This is a genomic window from Vogesella lacus (assembly GCF_979366295.1).
On sequence record NZ_CEETQT010000005.1, the window covers coordinates 24,413 to 50,492 of the forward strand.

Sequence of the window (26,080 nt, forward strand, 5' to 3'; positions counted from 1 at the left end):
CTTAGTTCAGAAGCCGCTGCCCGGCTGAGCCAGATAGTGCAGCTCTTCGGCAGTGGAAGGCCGCGCCAGCGCCACATTGCGGTGCGGGAAGCGGCCGAATTGTTCGATCACCGCGCGATGGCGGTGGGCATAATCAATCACGCTGTCGCGACCGGGGCTGTCAGCCGGCAGGCTCTCGAAGCGGCGCACCGCCTCGTACTGATCGGCAAGATTCTCGCTGTGTTCCAGCGGCAGATAGACAAACCAGCGCGCAACCGGCGGCAGTTGCTGATCAAGATTGGCGGCCAACAGCTGTTTGGCCAGCGTCAGCGCCCACGCATCACAGGCAAAAGCCGCGACGCTGCCGCGATACAGATTGCGCGCAAACTGGTCGGTAGCGATCAGCGCTGCCAGACACTGCCCGACGTTGGCCGCATCCGGCTGCAAATCGCCTGCGGCCAACTGCGCCGGCAAATCGCCAAACTGCTGGCGGATGGCGGCATCAAAAGCCTCGTCCTTGCGAAACCATTCACCGCGCGGGCGGGACAAGGCGGCCTCGTCGCTGCCGCCAAACCAGAACTGCAATACTTGCTGAAAGCGGTCCATCGCTTGCCCCTTTGCCAGTCTGCGTTTTACAGCGCGAACAGCTCTTCCTGCTGACACACCGCCGTGCCCAGCTTGGCCACCACGATGCCAGCCGCGGCATTGGCAAGACGCATCGCCAGCGGCTGATCCAGCCCTGCGGCCAACATCAGGCCCAAGGTGGCAATCACCGTGTCACCCGCGCCGGAGACGTCGTACACCTCGCGCGCAAGGGTCGGCTCGTGCACCACATCGTGGGCGCGATACAGACTCATGCCCTCTTCGCTGCGTGTCACCAGCAAGGCATCAAGATTCAGCTCGGCGCGCAAGGCCTGCGCCTTGGCACTCAGCTGTGCCTCGTCGGCCCATTTGCCGGCCACCTGGCGGAACTCACTGCGATTCGGCGTCAGCAAGGTGGCACCGGCGTACTTGCTATAATCGTCGCCTTTCGGGTCGATCAGCACCGGCTTGCCGGCGGCGCGCGCCAGTTCGATCATGCGCGTTACGTGGGTGAGGCCACCCTTGCCGTAATCGGACAGGATCACCACATCATGCGCGGCCAGCAGCGACTGGTATTCGTCGAGCTTGGCGGCCAGCACTTCATGACCCGGATTGTCCTCGAAGTCGAGGCGGATCAGCTGCTGCTGGCGCGCGACCACGCGCAATTTGATGGTGGTGGAAATCTTGCCATCGCGCTTGAGCGAAGCCTGGATGCCGTCCTGCTGCATCAGACGCTCGAGCGCCGTACCGGCTTCGTCATCGCCGACCACCGACAGGATGGTGGCCTTGCCGCCGAGGCTGGCGATATTGCGCGCCACGTTGGCCGCACCACCGGCACGCTCTTCCATGCGGGTGATGTGTGCCACCGGCACCGGTGCCTCGGGCGAGATACGGGTGGCATCGCCGAACCAGTAACGGTCCAGCATCACATCGCCGACCACCAGCACGCGGCTGGCGGCCAGTTTTTCAGCCAGTGTGGCCGGCTGCAGGCCCAGACTGTCAATAAAACCCATTGCTGACCTCAACGACCGATAGCGTGATAGATAAAGCCCTGGCCACGCAGCCAGGCCGGATCATACATATTGCGACCATCAAAAATGAACGGCTGCTTCAGCGCCTGACGGATGGCGTCGAAGTCCGGCGCGCGGAAGGCCTTCCATTCGGTGGCAATCAGCAAGGCATCAGCCGCATCCAGCGGCGACATCATGTCGTCGGCAAACACGAGGCGCGGATTATCGCCCATGACGCGACGCGCTTCTTCGCTGGCCACCGGGTCAAAGGCCACTACCTCGGCACCACGACGGGTGAGCTCGTCGACAATCACGCGGCTTGGCGCTTCGCGCATATCGTCGGTATTCGGTTTGAACGCCAGGCCCCACAAAGCAAAGCGACGGCCGGACAAATCATCACCAAAGGCGGCGACGACTTTCTCCACCAGACGCAGCTTCTGCGCATCGTTGGCCGCCTCGACCGCATTCAGCACACGCATGGCGTGGCCGTTTTCGCGACCGGTAGCCACCAGTGCTTTCACGTCTTTCGGGAAGCAGGAACCGCCGTAGCCGGTGCCCGGATACAAAAAGTGATAGCCGATGCGCGGGTCAGAACCGATGCCCTTGCGTACCAGCTCGATGTCGGCACCCAGGGTTTCGGCCAGATTGGCCAGCTCGTTCATGAAGGAAATACGCGTGGCCAGCATGGCGTTGGCCGCATATTTGGTCAGCTCGGCTGAGCGCACATCCATGAACAGGATACGCTCGTGATTGCGCTGGAACGGCGAGTACAGGCGGCGCATGGTCTCGATGGCACGCTCGTCGTCAGCACCAACCACGATACGATCTGGCTTCATGAAGTCCTCGATCGCCGCGCCCTCTTTCAAGAACTCGGGGTTGGACACCACGGCAAACGGCAGGTCAGCACCGCGTGCAGCCAGGGTGTCGGCAATCGCAGCACGCACCTTGTCACCGGTGCCGACCGGCACGGTGGACTTGTCGACCACGATCTTGTAATCCGTCATGTGCTGGCCGATATTGCGCGCAGCCGCCAGCACGTATTGCAGATCGGCGGAGCCGTCCTCGTCCGGCGGCGTGCCGACGGCGATGAACTGGATATCGCCGTAAGCGACCGATTCGGCGACATCGGTAGTAAAACGCAGGCGACCGGCGGCCACATTGCGCTTCACCATATCATCCAGACCCGGCTCGTAAATCGGGATACCGCCAGCCTGCAGCATGGCGATCTTGGCCGGATCCACGTCCAGACACAGCACATGGTTGCCGACTTCAGCCAGACACGTGCCGGTGACCAGGCCCACATAGCCGGAGCCAATTACGGTTATCTTCATGCTTTGCTCGCGTAGTATTGCTGGATGTCGCCATTGATCGCGGCCAGCGTGGCCAGCGGGTCAGCCGACTGGGTGATCGGACGGCCAATCACCAGATAGTCGGCACCAGCTTCGAGTGCGGCAACCGGTGTCATCACGCGGCGCTGATCGTCAGCGGCGCTGTCGGCCAGACGAATGCCCGGCGTTACCAGCTTGAATTCACTACCCAGCTGCGCCTTAAGCAGGCTGGCTTCCTGCGCCGAGCACACCACGCCATCCAGACCGCTGTCGCGGGTCAGCGTCGCCAGACGCAGTACCTGCTCTTGCGGCGACACAGTGATGCCGATTTCGGCCAGATCGCTGGCTTCCATGCTGGTCAGCACGGTCACACCGATCAACAGCGGACGCTGGCTGTAGCCGGCCAGTGCTTCGGCGGCGGCACTCATCATGCGGCGACCACCGGAGGCGTGAACGTTCACCATCCAGACACCCAGCTCGGCTGCCATCTTGCAGGCGTGCGCCACGGTATTCGGGATATCGTGGAACTTCATGTCGAGGAAAACCTGGAAACCGCGTGCGACCAACTGCTCGACCAGTTTCGGACCGGCGGCGGTAAACAGTTCCTTGCCAACTTTCAGGCGGCAAGCCGAAGGATCCAGACGGGCTGCAAAGGCCAGTGCCGCTTCAGCTGTCGGGAAGTCCAGCGCCACCAGCACCGGGGACGCTACGTTGGCCGCATGGCCTGCAGAAATCAGTGGGTTCATGTCTTGTTCTTCAATCCGGTATCAATGGTTTTCCGAGCGGTTAGGCGTAAAGCTCTCCCACTCGCCGCAGGCCGGGCAGTGCCAGAAGAAAGCCCGCGAGCGGAAATTGCAGCATTTGCAGCGATGCACAGTCAGACGCTGCGCATGTTTCATGATGAGCGAGCGCGCGACCTCGGCATCCATGCGGCCGTCGGCACTCAATTCATCCATCTGCGACTCGACAAGGCGGTACACCCCCAACAGGCTCGGGCGCGCATGCACGGCTTCACGTGCGGCTTCCAGTGCCTTGGTTTCGCCTTCGTAAGTCGCGATTTTCTGGTACAAGAGGTCGGTCAGCTCCAGCTGCGAGAAGGTGCGCTGATATCCACGCAATAGCGCAATGCCTTCCTGCGGCTTGCCCAATGCTTCATAAGCATCAAACAGCCGTTCGGCGACCATCGCCAGGTATTCGTAATGCTGTTTTTCGATGCCCTGCCAGGCGGCAATCGCTGCCTCATGCAGGCCCTGAGCCGTCTCGATATCGCCAAGCAGAATGCTGGCGCGCACACATTTGCGGTTGGCCGCAAAGGCCTCGCTCACATACTGGCGTGCCTGAGCATAGTCAGACTGGTACAGCGCTGCCTGGGCCAGCTCGCAATAAAACTGCGCCACTTCGTGCTGAAAGGAGTGCGCGTCATTGCGCAATTCGCGCGCGGTGCTGATCGCCTTTTGCCAGTCGCGATCCTGCTGGTAAATCGACAGCAACTGCTCGCGTGCCGGTTTGCCCATGGTCGGGCTATCCAGCAGTTTCAGCAGGATTTCTTCGGCACGATCCACGAGGCCCGCCTTGTGAAAGTCCTGCGACAACTCGAAACGTACCAGTGCTTTCTGCTCGCGGTTCAGATCCGGCAACTCCAGCACCTGCTGATGCAGACGAATCGCCTTGTCGTTTTCACCACGACGGCGATACAGCTTGCCCAGACTCAGCTGCACTTCGAGGGCATGCGGATGGGCACGTGCCACCTCGGCCAGCGACCGCGAGGCGATGTCGGTCTTGTCATCGACCAGTGCATCCAGCCCCCGATAAAAACCGATAGGCACTTCGCGTGCCTGCTTCAATACACTGCGCATGTCGACACGCGCAGCCAGCCATCCCAGTGCAAAAAACGCCGGAAACAGCAATAACCACCACAGTTCGATATCCAAACCCTACCCTCGACTACTTTGTTGTTCTGTTTGCCCGCTCAATCAGCCAGGGCATCACTGGGATCATGCACGGTGCGGGCATTCTGCCGCGCGCGCATTTCCTTTTTCAGCTGGGACAATTCGCGACGTACGCGCAAGGAATAGGTAAAGGTTGCCAGCATGGCAATCAGCACCCCGGCGACGAAGAAAATCAGCAGCAGCAGAATCAGCGGCACTTCCCAGGCATGGCCAAAGAACAGCTTGAACTCGACGATCGCACTGTTTTGCACCGTCACCGCCACCAGCAATACCAGCAGCAGCAATTCCAAAAGACGCACGAGATAACGCATTCCAGCCCTCCAGCCTTGATAGAAGTCCGCTGCAAGTTTAAACGAAAGCGCGTGGCGATGCTCGCCAACAGGGCATGCGCCTGCCTGACGGCAATAAAAAAACGCTGCAACTTTGCAGTTGCAGCGTTTTTTCCAGGCTGGCCCGAATGCTTAATCAGCATCCTCGAGGGAGAGATCCACGCGTTCGCGCAGCTCTTTCCCCGCCTTGAAGTGAGGAACGTATTTCTCAGGAACGACAACACTGCTGCCGGACTTGGGGTTGCGACCGATACGCGGCGGACGGTAGTTCAAATCGAAGCTGCCGAAGCCGCGAATTTCGATTCGCTGCCCTTTTGCCAGGCTGCCGGCCATCGCATCCAGAATGGTCTTGACGGCCAGCTCAGCATCTTTCGCGACCAACTGAGGATAACGCTCGGCAAGCCTTGCAATAAGCTCAGATTTGGTCATATCCATCACTTATTCGTTGCCGCCGGACAGTTTAGCCTTCAGCAGAGCGCCCAGGCTGGTAGTACCGGAAGAAACGTTGGCGCTGGCTTCGGAAGCGATGGCACCCAGAGCTGCCTTCTCTTCTTGAGCGTCCTTGGCCTTGATGGACAGGCTGATGGAACGTGCCTTGCGATCAACAGCGATGATCACGGCTTCAACTTCGTCACCCTCTTTAACGTGGGTGCGGATGTCTTCAACGCGGTCACGCGATACTTCGGAAGCACGCAGGTAGCCTTCAACATCACCTTCCAGCTGAACAACAGCACCCTTGGCATCGGCGGACTTCACAACGCCTTTAACCAGAGCACCCTTGTCGTTCATGGCAACGTAGTTGTTGAACGGATCACCTTCCAGCTGCTTGATGCCCAGGGAGATGCGCTCTTTCTCGACATCGATGGACATAACCACGGCTTCAACTTCGTCGCCCTTCTTGAAGTTGCGAACGGCTTCTTCGCCGGCAACGTTCCAGGACAGGTCGGACAGGTGAACCAGACCGTCGATGCCGCCTGGCAGACCAACGAATACGCCGAAGTCGGTGATGGACTTGATGGCGCCCTTGATCTTGTCACCCTTCTTGAAGTTGTCAGCAAACTCATTCCATGGGTTTGGCTGGCACTGCTTCATGCCCAGGGAGATACGACGACGGTCTTCGTCGATTTCCAGGATCATGACTTCAACTTCGTCACCAACCTGAACTACCTTGGATGGATGTACGTTCTTGTTGGTCCAGTCCATTTCGGATACGTGTACCAGACCTTCGATGCCCTGCTCGATTTCAACGAAGCCACCGTAGTCGGTCAGGTTGGTTACCTTGCCGAACAGACGGGTGCCGGCTGGGTAACGACGGGACAGGCCCACCCACGGATCTTCGCCCAGTTGCTTCAGACCCAGGGATACACGGTTCTTCTCTTGGTCGAACTTCAGTACCTTGGCTTCAACTTCGTCACCAACGGCCAGAACTTCGGACGGGTGCTTCACACGGCGCCATGCCAGGTCGGTGATGTGCAGCAGGCCATCGATACCGCCCAGGTCAACGAACGCACCGTAGTCGGTGATGTTCTTGACGATACCCTTGACAACCAGACCCTCGCGCAGGGTTTCCAGCAGAGCTTTGCGCTCTTCGCCCAGAGTTTCTTCCAGTACGGAACGGCGGGATACAACCACGTTGTTACGCTTGCGATCCAGCTTGATTACCTTGAACTCGACTTCCTTGCCTTCGTACGGAGTGGTGTCTTTCACCGGACGTACGTCAACCAGGGAACCCGGCAGGAAGGCGCGGATGCCGTTGACCATAACAGTCAGACCACCCTTGACCTTGCCGCTGATCACGCCAGACAGGATCTTGCCAGCTTCCAGAGCCTCTTCCAGGTCGATCCACGCGGCCAGACGCTTGGCCTTCTCGCGGGACAACTTGGTTTCGCCAAAGCCGTTTTCCAGGGAGTCGATCGCAACAGTCACGAAGTCGCCGATAGCAACTTCAACCTGGCCGTTGTCGTTCTTGAACTCTTCAACCGGAATCAGGGACTCGGACTTCAGACCGGCATTCACGGTCACGAAGTTGGAGTCAATGCCTACGACTTCAGCGGTGATTACTTCACCGGCGCGCATTTCTTGCAGAGCCAGGCTCTCTTCGAACAGGGCGGCGAAGCTATCCATAACGAGGTTAGTCATCAGATTTCTCTTAAAGCATGCCTTGCGTCACGCGGGTAAGTTTGGGGGCGTTGCTGCTGCAAGGAGGGGCAACAACGTAAAACAGAAAACAAGAAACCGGTGCCTTAACGCTCGGCGAACCACTGCAGCACCTGATCGACCGCCTGGTCGATATTCAGTGCCGAGGTGTCCAGCAAACGGGCATCCGGTTCTTGTCGCAGCGGAGCAACTGTACGGGCGGCATCGCGCGCGTCCCGCTCAGAAATGTCCAGCTGAATCTGGGCGAGGTTAGCAGATTCCCCTTTTGCGATCAACTGTTTATAGCGTCGCCACGCGCGCTCTTCGGCGCTGGCCGTCAGGAAAATCTTCAATTCTGCGCGCGGAAAAACCACCGAACCCATATCACGACCATCCGCCACAAGGCCGGGTGCGTGCTGATAGGCGCGCTGTCTTTCCAGCAAGGCGGCGCGCACAGCCGGCAAAGCGGCAATACGGGAGGCACCCATACCGATATCTTCGGCACGAATAGCCGCACTCACATCGTTGTCATCCAGCCACACTTTGTCGTCGTGAAAGGCGGCAGGCAGGCGGGCGGCAGCGGCGGCCACCCCCATTTCATCCTCCCAGCTCACGCCTTCGCGCAGCGCATACAAGGCCGCCAGGCGGTAAAGCGCGCCGGAATCCAGATAGTGGAAACCGAGCTTGCGCGCCACCAGCGCTGCCACCGTACCCTTGCCGGAGGCAGACGGGCCATCAATGGTAATCACGGGTCTGAGCGTATTCATGGCTGTCTCGCAAACTGAAACCGGTCATTGTAGCGCAGACTGGCACGGCGGGGCGGTTTGCATCGCACTGCACAAAGCTTTACATTGCCTGTTCAGAGATCACCCGATTGGCCGACAGAGCCAGCCCAACCCACGGAAAACCATTACTTATGGAACAGTTGACCCTGCACCCGACGCCGCGCCTGCAAGGCAGTATCAAGCTGCCCGGCTCCAAGAGCATTTCCAACCGTACCCTGCTGCTGGCAGCACTGGCCGATGGTCAGACCCTGGTGCGAGACCTGCTGGACTCCGACGATATCCGCCGCATGCTGGAGGCGCTGGCCAAGCTAGGCGTCAAGGTCGAACAACAAGGCGACAGCCGTGATTTTCTGGTGCATGGCACCGCTGGCGAATTCCCGGTCAAGCAGGCTGATCTGTTTCTTGGCAATGCCGGCACTGCCTTCCGTCCGCTGACCGCGGCGCTGGCGCTGATGCAGGGCAGCTATCACCTGCACGGCGTGCCACGCATGCACGAACGCCCGATCGGCGATCTGGTTGACGCGCTGCGCGTAGCCGGTGCCGATATCGCCTATCAGGGCAACGAAGGCTTCCCGCCCTTGCAGATCTCGCCGGCCAAGGTGCAGACCGGCCGCACGATCCCGGTCAAGGGCAATGTCTCCAGCCAGTTCCTCACCGCCCTGCTGATGGCCCTACCGGCCACCGGCGAGGAAGTAACCATTCAAGTCATCGGCGAGCTGATTTCCAAGCCTTATATCGAGATCACCCTGAACCTGATGGCACGTTTTGGCGTAACGGTACAACGCGATGGCTGGCAGCGCTTCACCATCGCACGCGGCCAACGTTATCAAAGCCCCGGCGAAATCCATGTCGAGGGCGATGCCTCCAGCGCGTCCTACTTCCTCGCCGCCGGCGCACTGGCTGGTGGCCCGGTGCGGGTGGAAGGGGTTGGCCGCAGCAGCATCCAGGGCGATGTAAAGTTTGCCGATACCCTGGCGCTGATGGGTGCGCAGATCACCATGGGTGACAACTGGATCGAGGCCAGCGCACCGGCTGGCGGCCTGAAAGCGATTGATGTCGATCTCAACCACATCCCGGATGCCGCGATGACCATCGCGGTGGCCGCGCTGGCCGCCAACGGCACCACCATCATCCGCAATGTGGAAAGCTGGCGCGTGAAAGAAACCGACCGTCTGGCGGCGATGGCCATCGAGCTGCGCAAGGTCGGCGCGACGATTGTCGAAACCCAGGACAGCATCAGCATCACGCCACCGACCACACTGATTGCCCATGCCGAGATCGACACCTACGACGACCACCGCATGGCAATGTGCTTCTCGCTGGTTTCGCTGCTGGGCACGCCGGTGGTGATCAACGACCCGAACTGCGTCGCCAAGACCTTCCCTGACTACTTCAGCGTACTGGCCAAACTCGCGCGCAGCTGACCGTCACCACAAGGCATCACAGGCCGCCACCCGTTTCGGGCTGGCGGCTTTTTTCATGCCTGATCCCAAGAGATACCGGCAGGCCGACTTGTCAGCAAGCTCACAAAAACACAAGATATGCCAATACAAAAAAACAAGGAACACAAAATGAGCGATATTTTGAGCAATCGCCGTGACTTCATGCAACGCTTTGACATGGCCCTGCCCTCCCGGCCCGAATACCAGCCAGAAGCGCTCGCCATGTGGCAAAACATGCTGCAGGAAGAATGGCAGGAATTCATGCACGCGCTAGACGACTATCGCCAACTGCCGGCGCAGGATGCCGCACAACAGCTGCAATCACGCGCCGAGCTGGCGGCAGAAGGCGTCGATGTGCTGAATGTCCTGCTGGGCCTGCTGCTGTCGCAAGGCTTGCCGGTAGAAAAGATGTTTGATGCGATTCATGCGGCCAACCTTGCCAAGTGCGTGGATGGCCAGGTAATTCGTCGTGAGGATGGCAAGATTCTGAAACCGGCTGGCTGGCAACCGGCTGACAAACAAGGCGTGATCCGCGCGGCCTCGTCGGGCCACGCGGCCTGAGCAGCCTTAACGGGGCCTGGCGGCCAACCTTTGCAGCAGCTTGTCCAGCTGGGCGGCAAAAGCCTGGCGATCACGCTGACTAAACGCTGCCGGGCCGCCGGTTTCCACGCCGCTGTCGCGCAACTCGCTCATGAAATTGCGCAGCGCCAGCGCCTCGCGGATGGTGGCATCCGTATACAGCTCGCCACGCGGGTTAAGCGCCAGCGCACCCTTTTCCACCACTTGCGCCGCCAGCGGAATATCAGCCGTCACAACGATATCGCCGGGCTGCGCCTGCTGCGCGATATGGTTGTCGGCGACATCAAAGCCGGCCGGCACCTGCACCGCGCGGATATGCGGCGATGGCGGCACGCGCAGCAACTGGTTGGCCACCAGCACGGTAGCGGTGCCGGTGCGATCGGCGGCGCGATAGAGAATTTCCTTGATGACGACGGGACAGGCGTCGGCATCGACCCAGATGGTCATGTACTGCCTTTCATGAATTGCTGATACCAGGCGTGGCGCGCGCTGCGTGCGCGTTCAAAACGGCCGCTCAGGGCGGCGGCGTCACCGGCGGCCAACTCGCTGCGCAAGGCCTGCAAACTGGCCAGATAGGCATCAAGTTCGACCAGCAGCGCCTCACGATTGGCCAGCGCGATATCGCGCCACATTTCGGGGTGACTGCCGGCGATACGGGTAAAGTCGCGAAAACCGGTGGCGGCAAAGTCGAAACATTGCGCGGCATCCGGCTTGGCCAGAATGGTATCGACGTAGGCAAAGGCAAGCAAATGCGGCAGATGGCTGACGGTGGCAAACACGCTGTCGTGTTCGGCGGCCGACATGCGATGCACGCGCGCGCCGCAGGCCTGCCAGCCCTCGGCCACCAGGGCAATCGCATCGTCGTCGTTTTCCGGCAAGGGCGTCAGCACCACGCGGCGGTTTTCATACAGGCCGAACTGCGCCGCCGCCGCACCCGACAGATCCGAGCCAGCGATCGGGTGGCCCGGCACGCAGCGCGCCAGTTGCGCCGGCAGATGCTCGCGCAGCAGTGCCACCACATCGCTCTTGGTACTGCCGCCGTCAGTCACCACACAATGCGCGGGCAAGACCGGCGCAATCTCGGCAAACACGCGCCCCATCTGGCCGACCGGTGTAGCCACCAGCACGAGGTCTGCGTTTACCACCGCGGCAGCGGCGCTATCGCTGGCCTCGTCAATCACACCGAGTGCGACAGCCCGCTCGAGGTTGGCCGCCGAGCGATCCACCCCGATCACGCGGCCAACCTTGCCGGCACGGCGCATGGCCAGCGCGAAAGAGCCGCCGATCAGGCCTGCGCCTATCACCACCAGGGTCAATCCGCCTTGTGCTTGCTGCATGGATGCTTTCCGTTTGCTTGCAGGAAGCGACTATCATAACCCCTTTTTTGCAATGCAAAAGGAGTGGCCATGGCCTGCTCGCTTTACATCTATTACAAGGCTGACGGCAATCTTCTGCCAATTCACAAGGAAGCTGCGACTTTGCTGGCAGATGTCCTGCAACAAACCGGCATCACCGGCAGATTATTGCAACGTTGCGAAGATGCGCATACCTGGATGGAAATCTACGAGCCGGTCAGCGACATTGCGGCGCTGCGCAAAGTGCTGGCGGCCAGCTTGAGCCGCCTGCCGGCGCTGGCCAGCCTGCCACGGCACGAGGAATACTTTGTCGAGCTGACAGCCGCCAGCCCGACTGACACACCGGCTTAACGCCAGCGTCGCAACAGCAGCGAATTGCTGACCACCGACACCGAGCTGAGCGCCATCGCGGCTGCGGCAATCACCGGATTGAGCAGGCCGATGGCGGCCAGCGGAATGCCCAGCGTGTTGTAGACGAAGGCAAAAAACAGGTTCTGCCGGATCTTCCCGACCGTCGCGGCAGACAGGCGGATGGCATCCAGCACATGCTCGAGGTCGCCATGCATCAGCGTGACATCGGCCGCGTCGATGGCGATGTCCGAGCCGCCACCCATGGCAAAACTGACGTTGGCCGCCGCCAGCGCCGGCGCATCATTGATGCCATCTCCCACCATCGCCACCCGCGCACCGGCCGCACGCAGATCGCGCACAAAGGCCGCCTTGTCTTCCGGCTTCAGCCCGGCGTGCACCTCGCTGATGCCGACCTCGCCGGCAATTTGTCGCGCGCTGGCCAGCTTGTCGCCGGTCAGCATCACTACCCGCACACCGCGCTGCTGCAGACTGGCCACCGCCGCGGCCGAGGTTGGCCGCACGGTATCGGCCAGCGCCAGCAAGCCCACCGCCACGCCATCCACCGACACGCCCAGCACGGTCTTGCCCTGTTCGTAGAGCGACAGTGCCGGCTCCGGCACGCCGCCGATCGCCCACTCCGGCACGCCGACGCGCACCGCCGGGCCATCAATACCCAGCTGGCCACTGACACCGGCCGCGATGTGGGCGCTGAAATTGCAGAATTGCGGCAAGGTCTGCCCCGCTGCGGCGGCGACAATCGCCCGCGCCAGCGGATGTTCCGACCCCGCCTCGGCCGCCGCGGCAATGGCGACGATATCGCCGGCGGCCAACCTGGCCAGCGGAATGATGTCGGTGACTTGCGGCTTGCCCTGCGTCAGGGTGCCGGTCTTGTCGACCAGCAGCACATCGAGCTGGTGCGCCTGCTCCAGCGCTGCGGCATTACGGAACAGCATGCCGCGCCGCGCGCCATTGCCCATGCCGACCATCACCGCCGTCGGCGTTGCCAGCCCCAGCGCGCACGGGCAGGCAATCACCAGCACCGCCACCGCGTGTACCAGCGCCAGCTGCCAGTCGGCCAGCCACAGGCCGCTGACGACAAAAGTCAGCAGCGCGATCAGCAGCACCGCCGGCACGAAACGCGCCGAGATACGGTCGGCCAGTTGCTGGATCGGCGCCTTGCTGCCCTGCGCCTCGGTCACGCTGCGCACGATGGCGGCCAGCCGTGTGGTCTTGCCGGCCTGGCTGATGGCCACCCGCAGCATGCCGCCCTGATTGTGAGTGCCGGCATACACCTGATCGCCGGCGCGACGGCTGACCGGCAGGCTCTCACCGGTCAGCATGCTCTCGTCCAGTACCGCCTCGCCATCGACCACCACGCCGTCTGCGGCCAACCTTTCGCCGTGCGGCACCACCAGTACATCGCCGCGCTTGAGCTCGGCCAAAGGCAACGACTGACGCACGCCGTCACGCTCGATCAGCGCGAGCTTGGGCGTCAACGCCAGCAGGCCGCGAATCGCATCGGCGGTCTTGTGCTTGGCGCGCGCCTCCAGCCATTTACCCAGCAACACCAGCGTGATGATGCTGGCACTGGCTTCGAAATACACATGCTGCTCGTGCCAGCCGGCCAGTACCACCCATGCCGACCACAGCCAGGCAATGCCGGTGCCCAGCGCCACCAGCACATCCATATTGGCACCACCACTGCGCAGCGCATGCCAGGCACCGCGATAAAAACGCCAGCCCAGCCACCACTGCACCGGCGCGGACAGCAACAACTGCCACTCGCGCGGCAGCCAGCCATGATGGCCGCCCTGCAGCATCACCAGCATCTCGCCGGCAAAAGGCAGGCTCAGCAAGGCAGCCAACAGCAGATGACGCTGCTCGCCAGCCAGACGCGCCGTCGCCCTCGCCTCTTGCTGCGCCAGATCGTCTTCCTGTTGCCAGTGCGCCTGATAGCCGGCTGCGGCTACTGCGGCGCGTATCGCCTCTTCATCAACCGTGCCCGGCAGCAGGCTGACAAACAGCATCTCGCTGGCCAGATTCACCGTGGCACTTTTCAGCGGCAGTTTCTGCAGCACTTTTTCGATGCGGCCGGCGCAGGCCGCGCAGCTCATGCCGTCGATGGCAAAACGCCAGTGTTGCAAGGGCACGCTAAAGCCGGCGGCCTCGATGCTGGCGGCCAGCTTGTCGGCGCTTTGCCGGCTTTCGTCAAAGCGGATCTGCGCGCTCTCGCTGGCAAAGCTGACACTGGCTTCGACGCCGTCCAGCCGGTTCAGCACTTTTTCGATACGGATGGCGCAGGCGGCGCAGGTCATGCCCTCGACCGGCAAACTCAACTGGCGACTCATGCTTGGCTCCCTTGGTGGAATCTGAGGTCATAATATACCCCCAAGGGGTATCAAGCAAGGCCGCAAAAAAAGGCCAACCGCAAGGTTGGCCGCAGTCCCACTCCTGGATACAGAATCAGTGCACCGTTGCTGTCCGCATACGTTCGCTGCGCCCGCGCAGCCATTCCAGCGTCAGCAGCAAGGCAATCGAGAACAGGATCAGCACGGTTGCCGCTGCCGCAATCGCCGGGCTGATGTTTTCCTTGATGCCGCCAAACATCTGGCGCGGCAAGGTGGTCTGCTCGGGGCTGGCGAGAAACAGCGTCACGACAACCTCGTCAAACGAGGTGGCAAACGCGAACAGCGCCCCAGAAATCACGCCCGGAGCCACCAGCGGCAAAACCACGCGGCGGTAGGTGGTCAGCGCATTGGCACCCAGGCTGTTGCTGGCGCGGATCAGGTTTGCATTGAAATTGCGCAGCGTGGCCGACACGGTAATCACCACAAACGGTACGCCCAATGCGGTATGCACGAGAATCAGCCCCAGATAGCTGCCGGTCAGCCCCAGCGGCGCGAAAAACAGATAAGCGCCCACACCGACAATCACCACCGGCACTACCATCGGCGAGATCAGCACCGACATCAGCACGCTCTTGCCCGGAAAGTCACTGCTGTTCAGCCCGATGGCGGCCAGGGTACCCAACGCGGTGGCCAGCAGCGTTGCCGCCGGCGCGACGATAAAGCTGTTACGCAGCGCATTCAGCCAGACTTCGTTGCCGAAGAATTCCTGGTACCAGCGCAGCGAGAAGGCCTCTATCGGATACAGCAAAAAGGTATCGGCCGAAAACGACAAGGGCACGATGACCAGCAGCGGCGACACAAGAAACAGCAGCACCGCGCAGCAGAAGGTGCGGAACAGCCAGAACCACAGGCGTTCGATCGTGGAAGCATAAGCAGGCAACATGGCTCACCCCAGACTCAGTTTGTTGGCACCCACCAGCTTGCCGTACACCGCGTACAGCGCCAGCGTTGCGGCCAGCAGCAAGGCACCCAGTGCCGCCGCCATACCCCAGTTGATGGTGACATTGGTGTAGAAGGCCACGTAGTAGCTGACCATCTGCTCTTGCGGGCTGCCCAGCAGGGCCGGCGTGATGTAGTAGCCAATGCTCATGATGAACACCAGCAAGGCGCCGGCGGCCACGCCCGCCACGGTCTGCGGAAAGTAGATCTTCCAGAATGCGGCAAAGGGGTGATCGCCCAGCGAAATCGCCGCCCGCATATAGCTGGGCGGAATGCTCTTCATCACGCTGTAGGCCGGCAAAATCACGAAAGGTAGCAGGATGTGCACCATGGCGATGTAGACACCGACGCGGTTGAATGCCAGCTGCAAAGGCTCGCCGATGATGCCCAGATTCATCAGCGCGCTATTGATCAGGCCCTCGCGCTGCAACAGCACGATCCACGAGGCCACGCGCACCAGTACCGAAGTCCAGAACGGCAACAGCACCAGAATCATCAGCAGATTGCTCTTGCGCGCCGGCAGATTGGCCAGCCAGTAAGCCAGCGGATAGCCCAGCATCAGGCAGAACACGGTAATCCACAGGCTCATCCATAGCGTGCGGCCGAAGATATTCAGAAAGGCGCGTTCTTCTTCGGGCGCCAGCTCCGGCACGCCCTGCTTGTTCTCGCGCAGGTCGAGCGAGTTGTAGAGGTAATACGGCGTCCACGGTTTGGCATTCTTGGCAATCACATGCCAGTGCTCCGGGTCGCCCCAGCGTTCGTCGATTTCAATGAAGCGGTCGCGCACCGAAGCGCCTGCGGCCAACTCCAGCGGCATCTTGCGCGCGGTACGCTGCAGCAGCGAGCGATAGCCGCTGATATCCATATTCAGCCGCTTGGCCAGCTCCGCCACGGTTTTCTGCTCGCGCGCGACGGTCAGGTCTTGTGCCATCGCGGCAAATACCGCTTCGGACGGCAAGCCGCGCCGGTCCCAGCCGGCAATCTGCGCCGAAGTCTGCGGCAGATAAGTGACGACCTCCGGGTTGTCGATACTGCGCTTGAGCAAGGCGGCAATCGGCACGAGAAAGGTCAGCAGCAGGAAAATCGCCAGCGGTGCCACCAGGGCGACGGCCTTCAGCTGCTTGCGCCGGCGTTCGCGCGCCAGCTTCAGCATCAAAGGCTCGCCATCGGCCGCGGTCAGCGGCTGCTTGATGGAAAGGGTATCAGTCATGAGATCGGCTTTCATGGCAGCCCTGCCAGCGCGGCAGGGCTGAAAACAAGCGGCGGCGCGGCGGATGCCCGCCGCCACGAGTCAGGCTTAGCGCGCAGCCCAGGCGTTGAAGCGCTCTTCCAGCTCTTCACCGTTCTCGACCCAGAAGGCCACATCCAGTGCCAGCGCGTTTTTCATGTTGGCAGGCCAGGTCGGCAGGTTGGCCGCAGACTTCGGATCCACCTTCTGTACCGCCTTCAGATTGGTCGGGCCATAGGCGATCTTGTTGGAGTAGATTGCCTGATGCTCGGCCTTGCTGGCGTGGTTGATGAAGTTCATCGCGTCTTTCAGCTTGGTCGAGCCTTTCGGAATCGCCCACGAGTCCACGTCGTACACGCTGCCTGTCCACACGATTTTCAGGTTCTTGCCTTCTTTTTGCGCGCTGTCGATGCGGCCGTTATAGGCCGAGCTCATCACCACGTCGCCGGAGGCGAGGAATTGCGGCGGCTGTGCACCGGCTTCCCACCACTGGATATTCGGCTTGAGCTGATCCAGCTTCTTGAAGGCACGCTCGACACCGGCCTTGCTGCCCAGCACCTTGTAGACATCAGCCGGCTTCACGCCATCGGCCATCAGCGCGAATTCCAGCGTGTATTTGGCGCCCTTGCGCAGGCCGCGCTTGCCCGGATATTTCTTCACATCCCAGAAATCCGCCCAGCCTTGCGGCGCGGTCTTGAGCTTGTCGGCGTTGTAGGCCATCGCTGTCGACCACACAAACATGCCGACGCCACACTCGGATACGGCCGGCTTCACGAAGTCGGCCTTCTTGCCAACCTTGTTCCAGTCCAGCTTTTCAAACAGGCCCTCTTCACAGCCACGCAGCAACTCGGGCGACTCCACCTCGACCACATCCCAGCTGATCTTGCGGGTATCAACCATGGCCTTGATCTTGGCCATTTCGCCGTTGTAATCGCCGGCAGTAATCTTGCCGCCAGTCGCCTTTTCGTAAGTCTGGTAATAGGCGGCGGTTTGCGCCTCCTTGTTGGCACCACCAAACGAAATCACGGTCAGATCCTTGGCCATGGCCGGCAGACAAAGGGCGACGGTGACGGCACCCAGTGCCAGGCGGAATGTTTTCTGCTGTTGCATGCTGCTTCTCCTCGGTATGGCTTTGCTTGTGGGGGTGTTCTTGTAGCCGTGGCCGGCACATGGCCGGCTATGTGTTCAGTGGGCGATGCTGATCGGATCCAGCGCACGGATGTCGCGACTCATCCAACCGATCTGCAGGGTGTCGCCATTGCGCCAGCGGCCATCAAACTCGCCGACCGGCACCTTGACCATGAAGCCGCCCTGCCCGGCTACCTGCAGCCGCAGCCGCACGTGGTCGCCAAAATAGATGCACTCATCGAGCTGTGCCGACAGGCGGTTTTCGCATTGCTCGGCATGGTTGTTGAGACGTACTCGCTCCGGGCGGATAGACAGCGAAGTCGCCTCGCCGGCGCGGCCAACCCCGACTGCGGCAGCCGTCAGGGTTTCACCGCCAGGCAGGCGCACCACGCAATGCTGGTGCTCGTTCAGCGCCACGACTTCGCCATGCAGGGTGTTGTTCTCGCCAATGAAGTTGGCCACGAAGGAATTGACCGGCGCCTCGTACAGCACGTTGGCCGCATCGATCTGCTGGATGATGCCGTCCTTGAACACGGCGACGCGGTCCGACATGGTCAGCGCCTCGCTCTGGTCATGAGTGACGTACACCACGGTGATGCCGAGGTTCTCGTGAATATGCTTGATCTCGAGCTGCATATGCTCGCGCAGCTGTTTGTCCAGCGCGCCCAGCGGCTCGTCCATCAACACCAGCTGCGGCTCGAATACCAGCGCGCGCGCCAGCGCCACCCGTTGTTGCTGGCCACCCGACATCTGCGCCGGATAACGGCCGGCCAAGGCCGACAGCTTCACCATATCCAGCGCCTTTTTCACCCGCTCGGCAATCTCGCTCTTGCCCATCTTGCGGATGGTCAGCGGGTAAGCGAGGTTTTCGGCCACGGTCATGTGCGGAAACAGCGCGTAGTTCTGGAACACCATGCCGATATTGCGCTTGTGCGGCGGCACGTGATTGAGCAGCTGACCAGCGAGGCGAATCTCGCCGTGGGTCGGCGTCTCGAAGCCGGCCAGCATCATCAGGCAGGTAGTCTTGCCCGAGCCGGACGGCCCGAGCATGGTCAGGAACTCGCCACGGCGGATGTCCAGATCAAGGTTTTTGACAATCAGCGACTCACCGTCATAGCTTTTTTGCACGCCACGGAAGCTGACCAGGATATCGCTCTCGCTCTGATTCATACCACCCTCCAAAATTCCGCCATGCGGAATCAAGTTCCGATATATGAATCCAGATTACTGAGCGACTACACGACTGTAAAGCATGGCAGCCATGCCACCGGCACATGCCGTCTATGCCCGGGTGCTGAAAATACAAAGCCAAGTACTTGATAACAAAGAAATTAGCTGAACATATTGCAGGAATATGATTGCTGCAACGCACAATAACTCCGCCACCTCACCCCGGATGAAAACCGCAGCAAATCATTTATTTTCAATAGCTTAGCCAGTACAGCCCTCATCAGCAGTCTTTGCCGGCTCAAACAGCTGTTTGTAGTTTGCCGACAACAAAAAAAGCCGACCTTGCGGTCGGCTTTGAAGGAAGTACTACTGGGATTCGGATCAGGCAAGCAGATGGTTGTTCAGCTCGCGCATGCCGGCAGACAGCATCGCCAGATCCAGCGCCTCGAAGGATTGCAGCTCGGCAAACATCTGCTGGCAAGCTTCGACATCGCTGACACGCTGTGCCAGCCACGCGCTGACAAAGCCTTCATCGCTCTCGGCAGTCAGTGCGGTCTGGGTCAGGGCGCGATGCTGGCGGTACAGATCGTCACGCAGCGCAGAGCGCGCCAGCGACTGCCAGCGGTTGTCGCGCGGCAGCTGTGTGATGGCGCTACGCAGCCAGTCCAGTTGCAGATCGCGACCCAGCTGCATGTAGTTGGCCGCCAGTACCGGCAGCGACAGCTCGCTGTCTTCGCCGATTTCGATGATGTCCAGCAGCGGCACTGCGAACTCCAGACGGGCCAGCAGGCTGGCCAGTTCGGCCGGCAGATTCGGCTGTTGCAGACGCGCTTCCAGACGGGCTACCTGCGGGTAGGCATCGGCACTGATCAACTGCGGCAGCGCAGCCAGCAAGGTCTGTACCTTGTCGGCGTATTGCGCCACGGTGTTGCTGACTGTGCCGGCAACCGGACGACGGTTACGCAGGATCCAGCGCACAACGCGCTCGACCAGGGTACGCACCATCACCATCATTTCCATCTGCAGTTCGGCATTGATCTGGTTGTCCAGCTGCTCGATGCGGCCCCACAGCTGTTCGGCATCAAACACGCGGCTGGCAATCCAGTAAGCGCGGGCGATGTCGCCAGCCGAGAACGCCGACTCTTCCTGCATGCGGAACACGAAGGTGGTGCCCATGCGGTTGATGATCAGGTTGGCCAGCTGGTTGGAGATGATCTCGCGCTTCAGGTGGTGGTTCTGCATCTGCGCGCCGAAGCGTTGCTGCAGCGGCTGCGGGAAGTAGTTCACCAGCACCGGCAGGAAGTCGGCGTCATCCGGCACATCGCTCTTCAGGATGGCCTGATCCAGCGAAATCTTGCTGTAAGCCAGCAGCACGGCCACTTCCGGCGGCGTCAGGCCCTGACGTGCCAGACGGCGTTCGTTGATCTGGGTATCGGAAGGCAGATACTCGATCTCGCGGTTCATTTCGCCAGTCTTTTCCATATGCGTAATCATGCGCGCATGGGTAGACAGCATCGATGCCGCGTGGCCACGGTTGATCGCCAGCACCTGGGTCTGCAGGTAATTGTTACGCAATACCAGATGGCCGACTTCTTCGGTCATCTCGGCCAAGAGATCATTACGCTGCTTCAGCGTCATGTCGCCGGCCTGCATTACCGCGCCCACCAGAATCTTGATGTTCACTTCGTGGTCGGAACAATCCACACCAGCGGAGTTGTCGATCGCGTCGGTGCAGATGCGGCCGCCAGCCAGGGCGAACTCGACACGGCCCAGTTGGGTGCATGTCAGGTTACCGCCTTCGGCGACGACCTTGACCTGCAGCTGGTTGCCGTTGACACGTACCGGGTCGCACGCGCGGTCGCGGGCGTCGGCGTGGCTCTGGGTCGAGGCCTTGATATAGGTACCGATACCGCCGTTGTACAGCAGGTCGGCCTTGGCCTTCAGGATTTCATGGATCAGCTCGTTCGGTGCCATGCTGTCCTTGTCGGTTTCCAGCCAGGCCTTGATTTCGGCCGACAGCGGAATGGACTTGGCAGAACGTTCGAAGATGCCGCCACCTTGCGAAATCAACTCGCGGTTGTAATCGGCCCAGCTGGAGCGTGGCAGATTGAACAGGCGTGCACGTTCGGCAAAGCTGGTCGCCGCGTTTGGCGTCGGATCCAGGAAGATGTGCATGTGGTTGAACGCGGCCTTCAGGCAGATGTGCTCGGACAGCAGCATGCCGTTACCGAATACGTCGCCCGCCATGTCACCGATACCGATAACGGAGAAGTCCTGTTCCTGGGTGTTCACACCCAGATGACGGAAGTGGCGTTTTACCGATTCCCATGCACCGCGCGCGGTAATACCCATGCCCTTGTGGTCGTAACCGGCCGAACCACCCGAAGCAAACGCATCACCCAGCCAGAAGCCGTAAGACTCGGAAATGCCGTTGGCGATATCGGAGAAGGTGGCAGTGCCCTTATCGGCGGCAACCACCAGGTAAGGATCATCCGGGTCCAGACGACGCACGTCAGCCGGCGGTACGATCTGGCCATTCACCAGATTGTCGGTCACATCCAGCAAGGCGGAGATGAAAGTCTTGTAGCTGGCGATACCTTCGGCCATGAAGGCTTCGCGGTCGCTCGGTGCCGGCAGTTGCTTGCCGACGAAACCGCCCTTGGAGCCCATCGGCACGATCACCGAGTTCTTCACCATCTGCGCCTTCACAAGGCCCAGTACTTCGGTACGGAAGTCTTCCATCCGGTCGGACCAGCGCAGACCGCCACGGGCAACCTTGGAGCCACGCAGATGTACGCCTTCGACACGCGGGCTGTAAACCCAGATCTCGAACATCGGACGCGGCTGCGGCAGGAAGGAGATCAGGTTGGATTCCAACTTGAAGGAAATGTAGGACTTGAACTCGCCCTGCGCATCCTTCTGCCAGAAGTTGGTACGGCGGGTCGCCAGAATTACCTGCAGGAAACCGTTCAGGATACGGTCTTCGTCCAGGTTGGCCACATTGTTCAGCTGCTCTTTCAGCTCGGCTTGCAGTGCCACGGCCTTGTCATCGTCAAAGGCGGTCGGGTGCAGGCGGGCATTGAACAGTTTCACCAGGCGACGGGTGATCTGCGGGTAGTTGGCCACGCAGTTTTCGATATAGGCCTGGCTGAAGGTCAGACCGCCCTGGCGCAGATACTTGGCCAGTGCGCGAACCAGGGTGATTTCACGCCAGTCAAGACCAGCCACCACGGCCAGACGGTTGAAGCCGTCGTTCTCGACATCACGCGCAAATACATGGCTCAGCAGGGTCTGGAAGTTCTGCTGTACCGCTTCGTCGTGCATGCTGTCGCCAGCATTGCCCAGATCGAGACCGAAGTCGCTGATCCACACCTTGCCGTCCTGCAGCTCGAGGCTGTACGGATGCTCGTCGCGCACCTGCACGCCCATGTTTTCCAGGATAGGCAGGCTGGCGGACAGGCCCAGAGGTTGGCCGCAACGGAACAGCTTGAGGTTGTAACCGCCGCCACGATGGAAGGCGCGATACAGCTTCATCGCCAGCGCGCCGTCCTTGCCGGCTACCTGCTGGATCAGCTGGATGTCCAGTACCGCATTACGCGCGGCAAATTCTTCACGGTAAGCCACCGGGAAAGCACCGCGATAGCGCTTGGCCAGCAGATTGCCCTTCTCTTCGCCGTGGGTTTCGATCAGTTGCTGTACCAGCTCTTCCTGCCAGCCGCGCACCACGCGCGCGATGTCGCGCTCGAGTTCATGCTCGCGGTACTGCGGCAGCTCGCCACCCTGAACGCGGATGATGTAATGCACGCGGGCCAGCGGGCTGTCGCTGATCTGTACGCTGAATTCGGCCGAAGCGCCATTGAAGGCATTCATCAGCACTTTTTCGATCTTCAGGCGCACTTCGGTATTGAAGTTGTCGCGCGGCGCAAACACCAGGCAGCTCACATAACGGTGATAGCGGTCAGCACGGGTAAACAGGCGCACGCGCGGGCGTTCCTGCAGGCTGACGATGCCTTCCACGATAGGCAGCAGGGTCTCGGCCGGGATCTCGAACAGCTCGTCGCGCGGATAGCTTTCCAGCACGAAACTCAGTGTCTTGGCGCGGTAGCTGTTGTCCACGTAATCGCAAGCGGCCACCACGTGCGCGACTTTCTGGCGCAGCAGCGGGATGTCTTTCGGCGATGTCTGGTAAGCGCCAGCGGTATACAGGCCGAGGAAGCGGCGTTCGCCGATCACTTCGCCCTTGCTGTTGAAACGCTTGATGCCCACAAAGTCGAGATAGGCCGGACGATGCAGTACCGAGCGCGACTGCGACTTGTTGAGGATGATCAGTTGCGGCTGATGTGCCAGCTCGCGCAGCGCCTTGGGCAGTGCCTCAAAGCTCTCGGAATATTCTTTGTTGCCCTGGTTCTTCAGGAAGCCGAGACCGGAATCCTTGACGATTTTCAGGCTGTCGGAGCCATCGCGCTTGACGAGGTCGTAATCGCAATAGCCCATGAAAATGAAGTGGTTGTCAGCCAGCCAGTCCATGAAGGCCACGGCTTCGGCGGCTTCTTCGACACGCGCGCCATCCAGTGCGGCCAACTCGTTGCGGATCTCGGCCTGCACCTTGCGCATCTGTGGCTCGTCGTCCACCACGCGGCGCAGCTGCGACAGCACCAGTTCCAGATCGTCCTGCAGCGCCTGCAGCGCGGCCGGGTCGCTCACACGGTCAACCTGGGCGTGGATGAAGGACTCCAGCGGCAGGCTGCGGTCTTCGGTGCGCTTCAGTTCGGTAATCTGGCCCTTGTCGTCACGGCCGACAGACAGCACCGGATGAACCAGCAGATGCAGGTTCAGGTTATGGCGAGTCAGCAGCATGCTGATGGAGTCGATCAGGAATGGCATATCGTCGTTGACGATTTCGATCACGCTATGCGTACTCTGCCAGCCGTCGCGCTCGAAGTCCGGATTGTAGATGCGGGCCTTGCTCTGGGTCTGGCCGCGCTTGGCAGCAAACTCCAGATGCGCATTGGCAGCACCAAACATATCCAGCGCGGAGAAGGTTTTCAGGTCTTCTGCGTCCGACTCTTCGAAGTAGAGGGGAATAAAGCTGTCGAGGCGGGAGCGTTCGGCCGGAGCCATCTTCTGTTCCGCAACAGCGAGGATATCAGCCATCAGGCTGGCAAAATCGGTCTTGTTTGTAAGCGACATGGTGCTTCTCGATTGTTATGAGTACACAGGTGTTGTGTGGGCGCATTGTAAGAGCCGTCCTACATATGGGATTTCCATATTGCGACATCCCCGTACACATTCACCCACCGCACTGCACAAGATAGGTCAACCCTATTTACATCACTGCGACAGAAATGCACGCTCTGCCTGTCGTCAAAGCGACGGCAAATTACAGAATGAACATAGGGCACAAACAGGGCATTTTGCCAGCAAAATTGCATAAACCCATGTTTTTAAAGGGTTTCACAGCAGTTAAAAAACACTGTAGAATTCGCGCCCTTGCATTTGGCTGCCGCCAGACGCCGGCGGCTCGATTGAAGCCGACGATTTTGCGTGCCACCATTTCTGTGCCCTCCACAAGAAGAGGCGCAGAAAACAATATTGCAACACCCCCCTGAATCAGGTGCTCCTAATCCGGCACAAAGCCGGAACCTGCCAGGAACGCCAACCCCGAGCATCCCGCGTGGATGCTTTATCTTTCAGAGAGATAGAGAGTATGAAAAAGGCATTTGTACTGGCCGCACTGGCTGTTGCGTCCACCGCTTTCTCCGCTCAGGCAGAAACCCTGCGCTTCGGTATTGATGGCAACTACCCACCGTTCGCCAAGCAAGGCGCTGACGGCAAGCTGCAAGGCTTCGACGTGGATATCGCCATGGAACTGTGCAAGGCGATGAAAGTGACCTGCCAGATCGTGCCGCAAGACTGGGACGGCCTGATCCCGGCGCTGAACGCCAACAAGTTCGACGCCATCCTGTCGTCGATGTCCATCACCGAAGAGCGCAAGCGCGCGGTGGACTTCACCAACAAGTACTACCACACCCCTAGCCGCATGATCGCCAAGACCGGCACCGCGGTTGACCAGAACAGCTTCAAGGGCAAGAAGATCGGCGTGCTGCGTGCCTCCATCCAGGAAAAGTTTGCCAAGGATTTCTGGGCCAAGAACGGCGCCTCGCTGGTGGCTTACGGCAAAGTGCCTGAAGCTTTCCTCGACCTGAAGTCCGGCCGTATCGACGGTGTGTTTGTTGACTCCGTAGTTGGCGAAACCGACTTCATCAAGTCCAGCCAGGGCAAAGGCTTTGCCTTCGTCGGCCCTGACTACAACGATCCGAAATACTTCGGCCAGGGTGCCGGCATTGCCGTGAAAAAAGGCAACAAGGCCCTGACCGAACGTCTGAACAAAGCCATCGACCAGATCCGCAAGGATGGCAGCTACAAGAAAGTACAAGACAAGTACTTTACCTTCAACGTATACGGCAACTAAGCCGCTGCGTCGCCCTGCCCGCTCGCCCGGGCAGGGCGTTTCACAATAAAAAAACCCAACCGTGACGGAGAAACCCATGAAGAAGCCCTTGCTGACGGGTCTGGCCCTGCTCGCCCTGAGCATGACCACCCATGCAGAAACCTTGCGCTTTGCAACCGACGCCAGCTACCCGCCGTTTTCCAAACAGGGTGCCGATGGCAAGATGAGCGGCTTTGATCCGGACATCGCCCAGGCGCTGTGTGCGGCGATGAAAGCCAGCTGCGAAGTAGTGCCTTACGACTTTGACGGCATCATTCCGGGTCTGCATGCGAAAAAATTCGATGCCATCATCGCCTCGATGAACATCACCGAAGAGCGCAAGAAGGCGGTCAATTTCTCCGACAAGTACTACAACATGGCCAGCCGTCTGGTGGCCAAGGCTGATGTCCAGGCCAATGATGCCTGGTTCAAGGGCAAGCGTATCGGCGTACTGCGTTCCTCCATCCAGGAAAAATACGCACGCGAGCACTTCGTCAAGCTGGGCGCCAAGCTGGTGCCATACGGCAAGGCGCCGGAATCCTTCCTCGATCTGAAGGCCGGTCGTCTGGATGCCACGTTTGTAGACGCCGCGGTGGGTGATGTGGATTTTGTCCGTACCCCGAACGGCAAGGGCTTCGCCCTGGTCGGTGCCGATTACAACGATCCGAAATACTTCGGCATCGGTGCCGGCATCGCCGTACGCAAGGCTGATGCCGCCCTGCTCGAGCGCATCAACAAGGCGCTGAAGCAGATTCGCGCCGACGGCACGTACGACAAGATCCAGAAGAAATATTTCAGCTTTGACATCTACGGCAAGTAAGCCGCTGCAATTTCGCTGAACCGCCTGCCGGCCAAGCCCGGCAGGTCCGCTCCGGTCGGAGCGCGAGTAATG

General features: G+C 60.5%; 22 protein-coding genes. 5 read left to right on the forward strand and 17 right to left on the reverse strand.

Features of this window, described 5'->3' with window-relative positions:
• Positions 1–6: 6 nt before the first annotated feature.
• The 9 genes from ACZ9W6_RS07595 to cmk form a co-directional block, all read right to left on the reverse strand.
• A complete protein-coding gene (locus ACZ9W6_RS07595) occupies positions 7–585 on the reverse strand; it encodes a DUF924 family protein (RefSeq protein WP_465190494.1) in 579 nt (192 codons plus the stop codon).
• 26 nt (positions 586–611) lie between these two features.
• Positions 612–1,574 carry a D-glycero-beta-D-manno-heptose-7-phosphate kinase gene (gene rfaE1, locus ACZ9W6_RS07600; protein WP_465190495.1) on the reverse strand — a complete coding sequence of 321 codons (963 nt, stop codon included), beginning with the start codon at positions 1,572–1,574 and terminating at the stop codon, positions 612–614.
• 8 nt (positions 1,575–1,582) lie between these two features.
• Entirely contained in the window at positions 1,583–2,902 is a 1,320-nt protein-coding gene (locus ACZ9W6_RS07605; protein WP_465190496.1) for a UDP-glucose dehydrogenase family protein, read from the reverse strand.
• Positions 2,899–3,645, reverse strand: coding sequence for an orotidine-5'-phosphate decarboxylase (gene pyrF / locus ACZ9W6_RS07610; protein WP_465190497.1), 747 nt, complete (start codon positions 3,643–3,645; stop codon positions 2,899–2,901). Before pyrF ends, ACZ9W6_RS07605 begins: the two co-directional genes overlap by 4 nt.
• A 21-nt stretch (positions 3,646–3,666) precedes the next feature.
• Entirely contained in the window at positions 3,667–4,830 is a 1,164-nt protein-coding gene (gene lapB / locus ACZ9W6_RS07615) for a lipopolysaccharide assembly protein LapB (protein ID WP_465190498.1), read from the reverse strand.
• A 38-nt stretch (positions 4,831–4,868) separates the two neighbouring features.
• Positions 4,869–5,159 carry a lipopolysaccharide assembly protein LapA domain-containing protein gene (locus ACZ9W6_RS07620; protein ID WP_465190499.1) on the reverse strand — a complete coding sequence of 97 codons (291 nt, stop codon included), beginning with the start codon at positions 5,157–5,159 and terminating at the stop codon, positions 4,869–4,871.
• 150 nt (positions 5,160–5,309) lie between these two features.
• Complete coding sequence (locus ACZ9W6_RS07625) at positions 5,310–5,606, reverse strand: integration host factor subunit beta (RefSeq protein ID WP_465190730.1); 297 nt, start codon at positions 5,604–5,606, stop codon at positions 5,310–5,312.
• Positions 5,607–5,615: 9 nt separating this feature from the next.
• A complete protein-coding gene (gene rpsA / locus ACZ9W6_RS07630) occupies positions 5,616–7,301 on the reverse strand; it encodes a 30S ribosomal protein S1 (RefSeq protein WP_465190731.1) in 1,686 nt (561 codons plus the stop codon).
• Positions 7,302–7,420: 119 nt separating this feature from the next.
• Positions 7,421–8,080 carry a (d)CMP kinase gene (gene cmk, locus ACZ9W6_RS07635; protein ID WP_465190500.1) on the reverse strand — a complete coding sequence of 220 codons (660 nt, stop codon included), beginning with the start codon at positions 8,078–8,080 and terminating at the stop codon, positions 7,421–7,423.
• A 149-nt stretch (positions 8,081–8,229) separates the two neighbouring features.
• Here cmk and aroA point away from each other — a divergent pair, with 149 nt between their 5' ends.
• Positions 8,230–9,522, forward strand: coding sequence for a 3-phosphoshikimate 1-carboxyvinyltransferase (aroA, locus tag ACZ9W6_RS07640; RefSeq protein ID WP_465190501.1), 1,293 nt, complete (start codon positions 8,230–8,232; stop codon positions 9,520–9,522).
• A 147-nt stretch (positions 9,523–9,669) separates the two neighbouring features.
• Positions 9,670–10,101, forward strand: a complete 432-nt coding sequence (locus ACZ9W6_RS07645; protein WP_465190502.1) for a pyrophosphohydrolase domain-containing protein — start codon at positions 9,670–9,672, stop codon at positions 10,099–10,101.
• A 6-nt stretch (positions 10,102–10,107) separates the two neighbouring features.
• On the opposite strand, the gene ACZ9W6_RS07650 is transcribed toward ACZ9W6_RS07645, so the two are convergent.
• Both ACZ9W6_RS07650 and ACZ9W6_RS07655 read right to left on the reverse strand, forming a co-directional pair.
• The gene (locus tag ACZ9W6_RS07650) at positions 10,108–10,566 is read right to left on the reverse strand and encodes a YaiI/YqxD family protein (protein ID WP_465190503.1); all 459 of its coding nucleotides are present in this window, start codon (positions 10,564–10,566) and stop codon (positions 10,108–10,110) included.
• A complete protein-coding gene (locus ACZ9W6_RS07655; RefSeq protein WP_465190504.1) occupies positions 10,563–11,456 on the reverse strand; it encodes a prephenate dehydrogenase in 894 nt (297 codons plus the stop codon). The genes ACZ9W6_RS07650 and ACZ9W6_RS07655 overlap by 4 nt, the downstream gene beginning before the upstream one ends.
• A 69-nt stretch (positions 11,457–11,525) precedes the next feature.
• On the opposite strand from ACZ9W6_RS07655, the gene ACZ9W6_RS07660 reads away from it, so the two are divergent.
• Positions 11,526–11,825, forward strand: coding sequence for a DUF4936 family protein (locus ACZ9W6_RS07660; RefSeq protein WP_465190505.1), 300 nt, complete (start codon positions 11,526–11,528; stop codon positions 11,823–11,825).
• Here ACZ9W6_RS07660 and ACZ9W6_RS07665 read toward each other — a convergent pair.
• The 6 genes from ACZ9W6_RS07665 to ACZ9W6_RS07690 form a co-directional block, all read right to left on the reverse strand.
• Positions 11,822–14,173, reverse strand: coding sequence for a heavy metal translocating P-type ATPase (locus ACZ9W6_RS07665; RefSeq protein ID WP_465190506.1), 2,352 nt, complete (start codon positions 14,171–14,173; stop codon positions 11,822–11,824). The two genes, ACZ9W6_RS07660 and ACZ9W6_RS07665, sit on opposite strands and share 4 nt — an antisense overlap.
• 115 nt (positions 14,174–14,288) lie before the next feature.
• On the reverse strand, positions 14,289–15,116 hold the full coding sequence (locus ACZ9W6_RS07670) for an ABC transporter permease (RefSeq protein ID WP_465190507.1): 828 nt from the start codon (positions 15,114–15,116) through the stop codon (positions 14,289–14,291).
• 3 nt (positions 15,117–15,119) lie between these two features.
• The gene (locus ACZ9W6_RS07675) at positions 15,120–16,382 is read right to left on the reverse strand and encodes an ABC transporter permease (RefSeq protein ID WP_465190508.1); all 1,263 of its coding nucleotides are present in this window, start codon (positions 16,380–16,382) and stop codon (positions 15,120–15,122) included.
• A gap of 87 nt (positions 16,383–16,469) precedes the next feature.
• On the reverse strand, positions 16,470–17,510 hold the full coding sequence (locus ACZ9W6_RS07680) for an ABC transporter substrate-binding protein (protein ID WP_465190509.1): 1,041 nt from the start codon (positions 17,508–17,510) through the stop codon (positions 16,470–16,472).
• 75 nt (positions 17,511–17,585) lie between these two features.
• Positions 17,586–18,698, reverse strand: coding sequence for an ABC transporter ATP-binding protein (locus tag ACZ9W6_RS07685; protein ID WP_465190510.1), 1,113 nt, complete (start codon positions 18,696–18,698; stop codon positions 17,586–17,588).
• Positions 18,699–19,079: 381 nt separating this feature from the next.
• Positions 19,080–23,888 (reverse strand): NAD-glutamate dehydrogenase, encoded by a 4,809-nt coding sequence (locus ACZ9W6_RS07690; protein WP_465190511.1) that lies wholly within the window; start codon positions 23,886–23,888, stop codon positions 19,080–19,082.
• A 517-nt stretch (positions 23,889–24,405) separates the two neighbouring features.
• On the opposite strand from ACZ9W6_RS07690, the gene ACZ9W6_RS07695 reads away from it, so the two are divergent.
• Both ACZ9W6_RS07695 and ACZ9W6_RS07700 read left to right on the forward strand, forming a co-directional pair.
• Positions 24,406–25,170 (forward strand): ABC transporter substrate-binding protein, encoded by a 765-nt coding sequence (locus tag ACZ9W6_RS07695; RefSeq protein WP_465190512.1) that lies wholly within the window; start codon positions 24,406–24,408, stop codon positions 25,168–25,170.
• Between the two features lie 76 nt (positions 25,171–25,246).
• Positions 25,247–26,008: an ABC transporter substrate-binding protein gene (locus tag ACZ9W6_RS07700; protein WP_465190513.1), complete on the forward strand. Its 762-nt coding sequence runs from the start codon at positions 25,247–25,249 to the stop codon at positions 26,006–26,008.
• Positions 26,009–26,080: the final 72 nt, after the last annotated feature.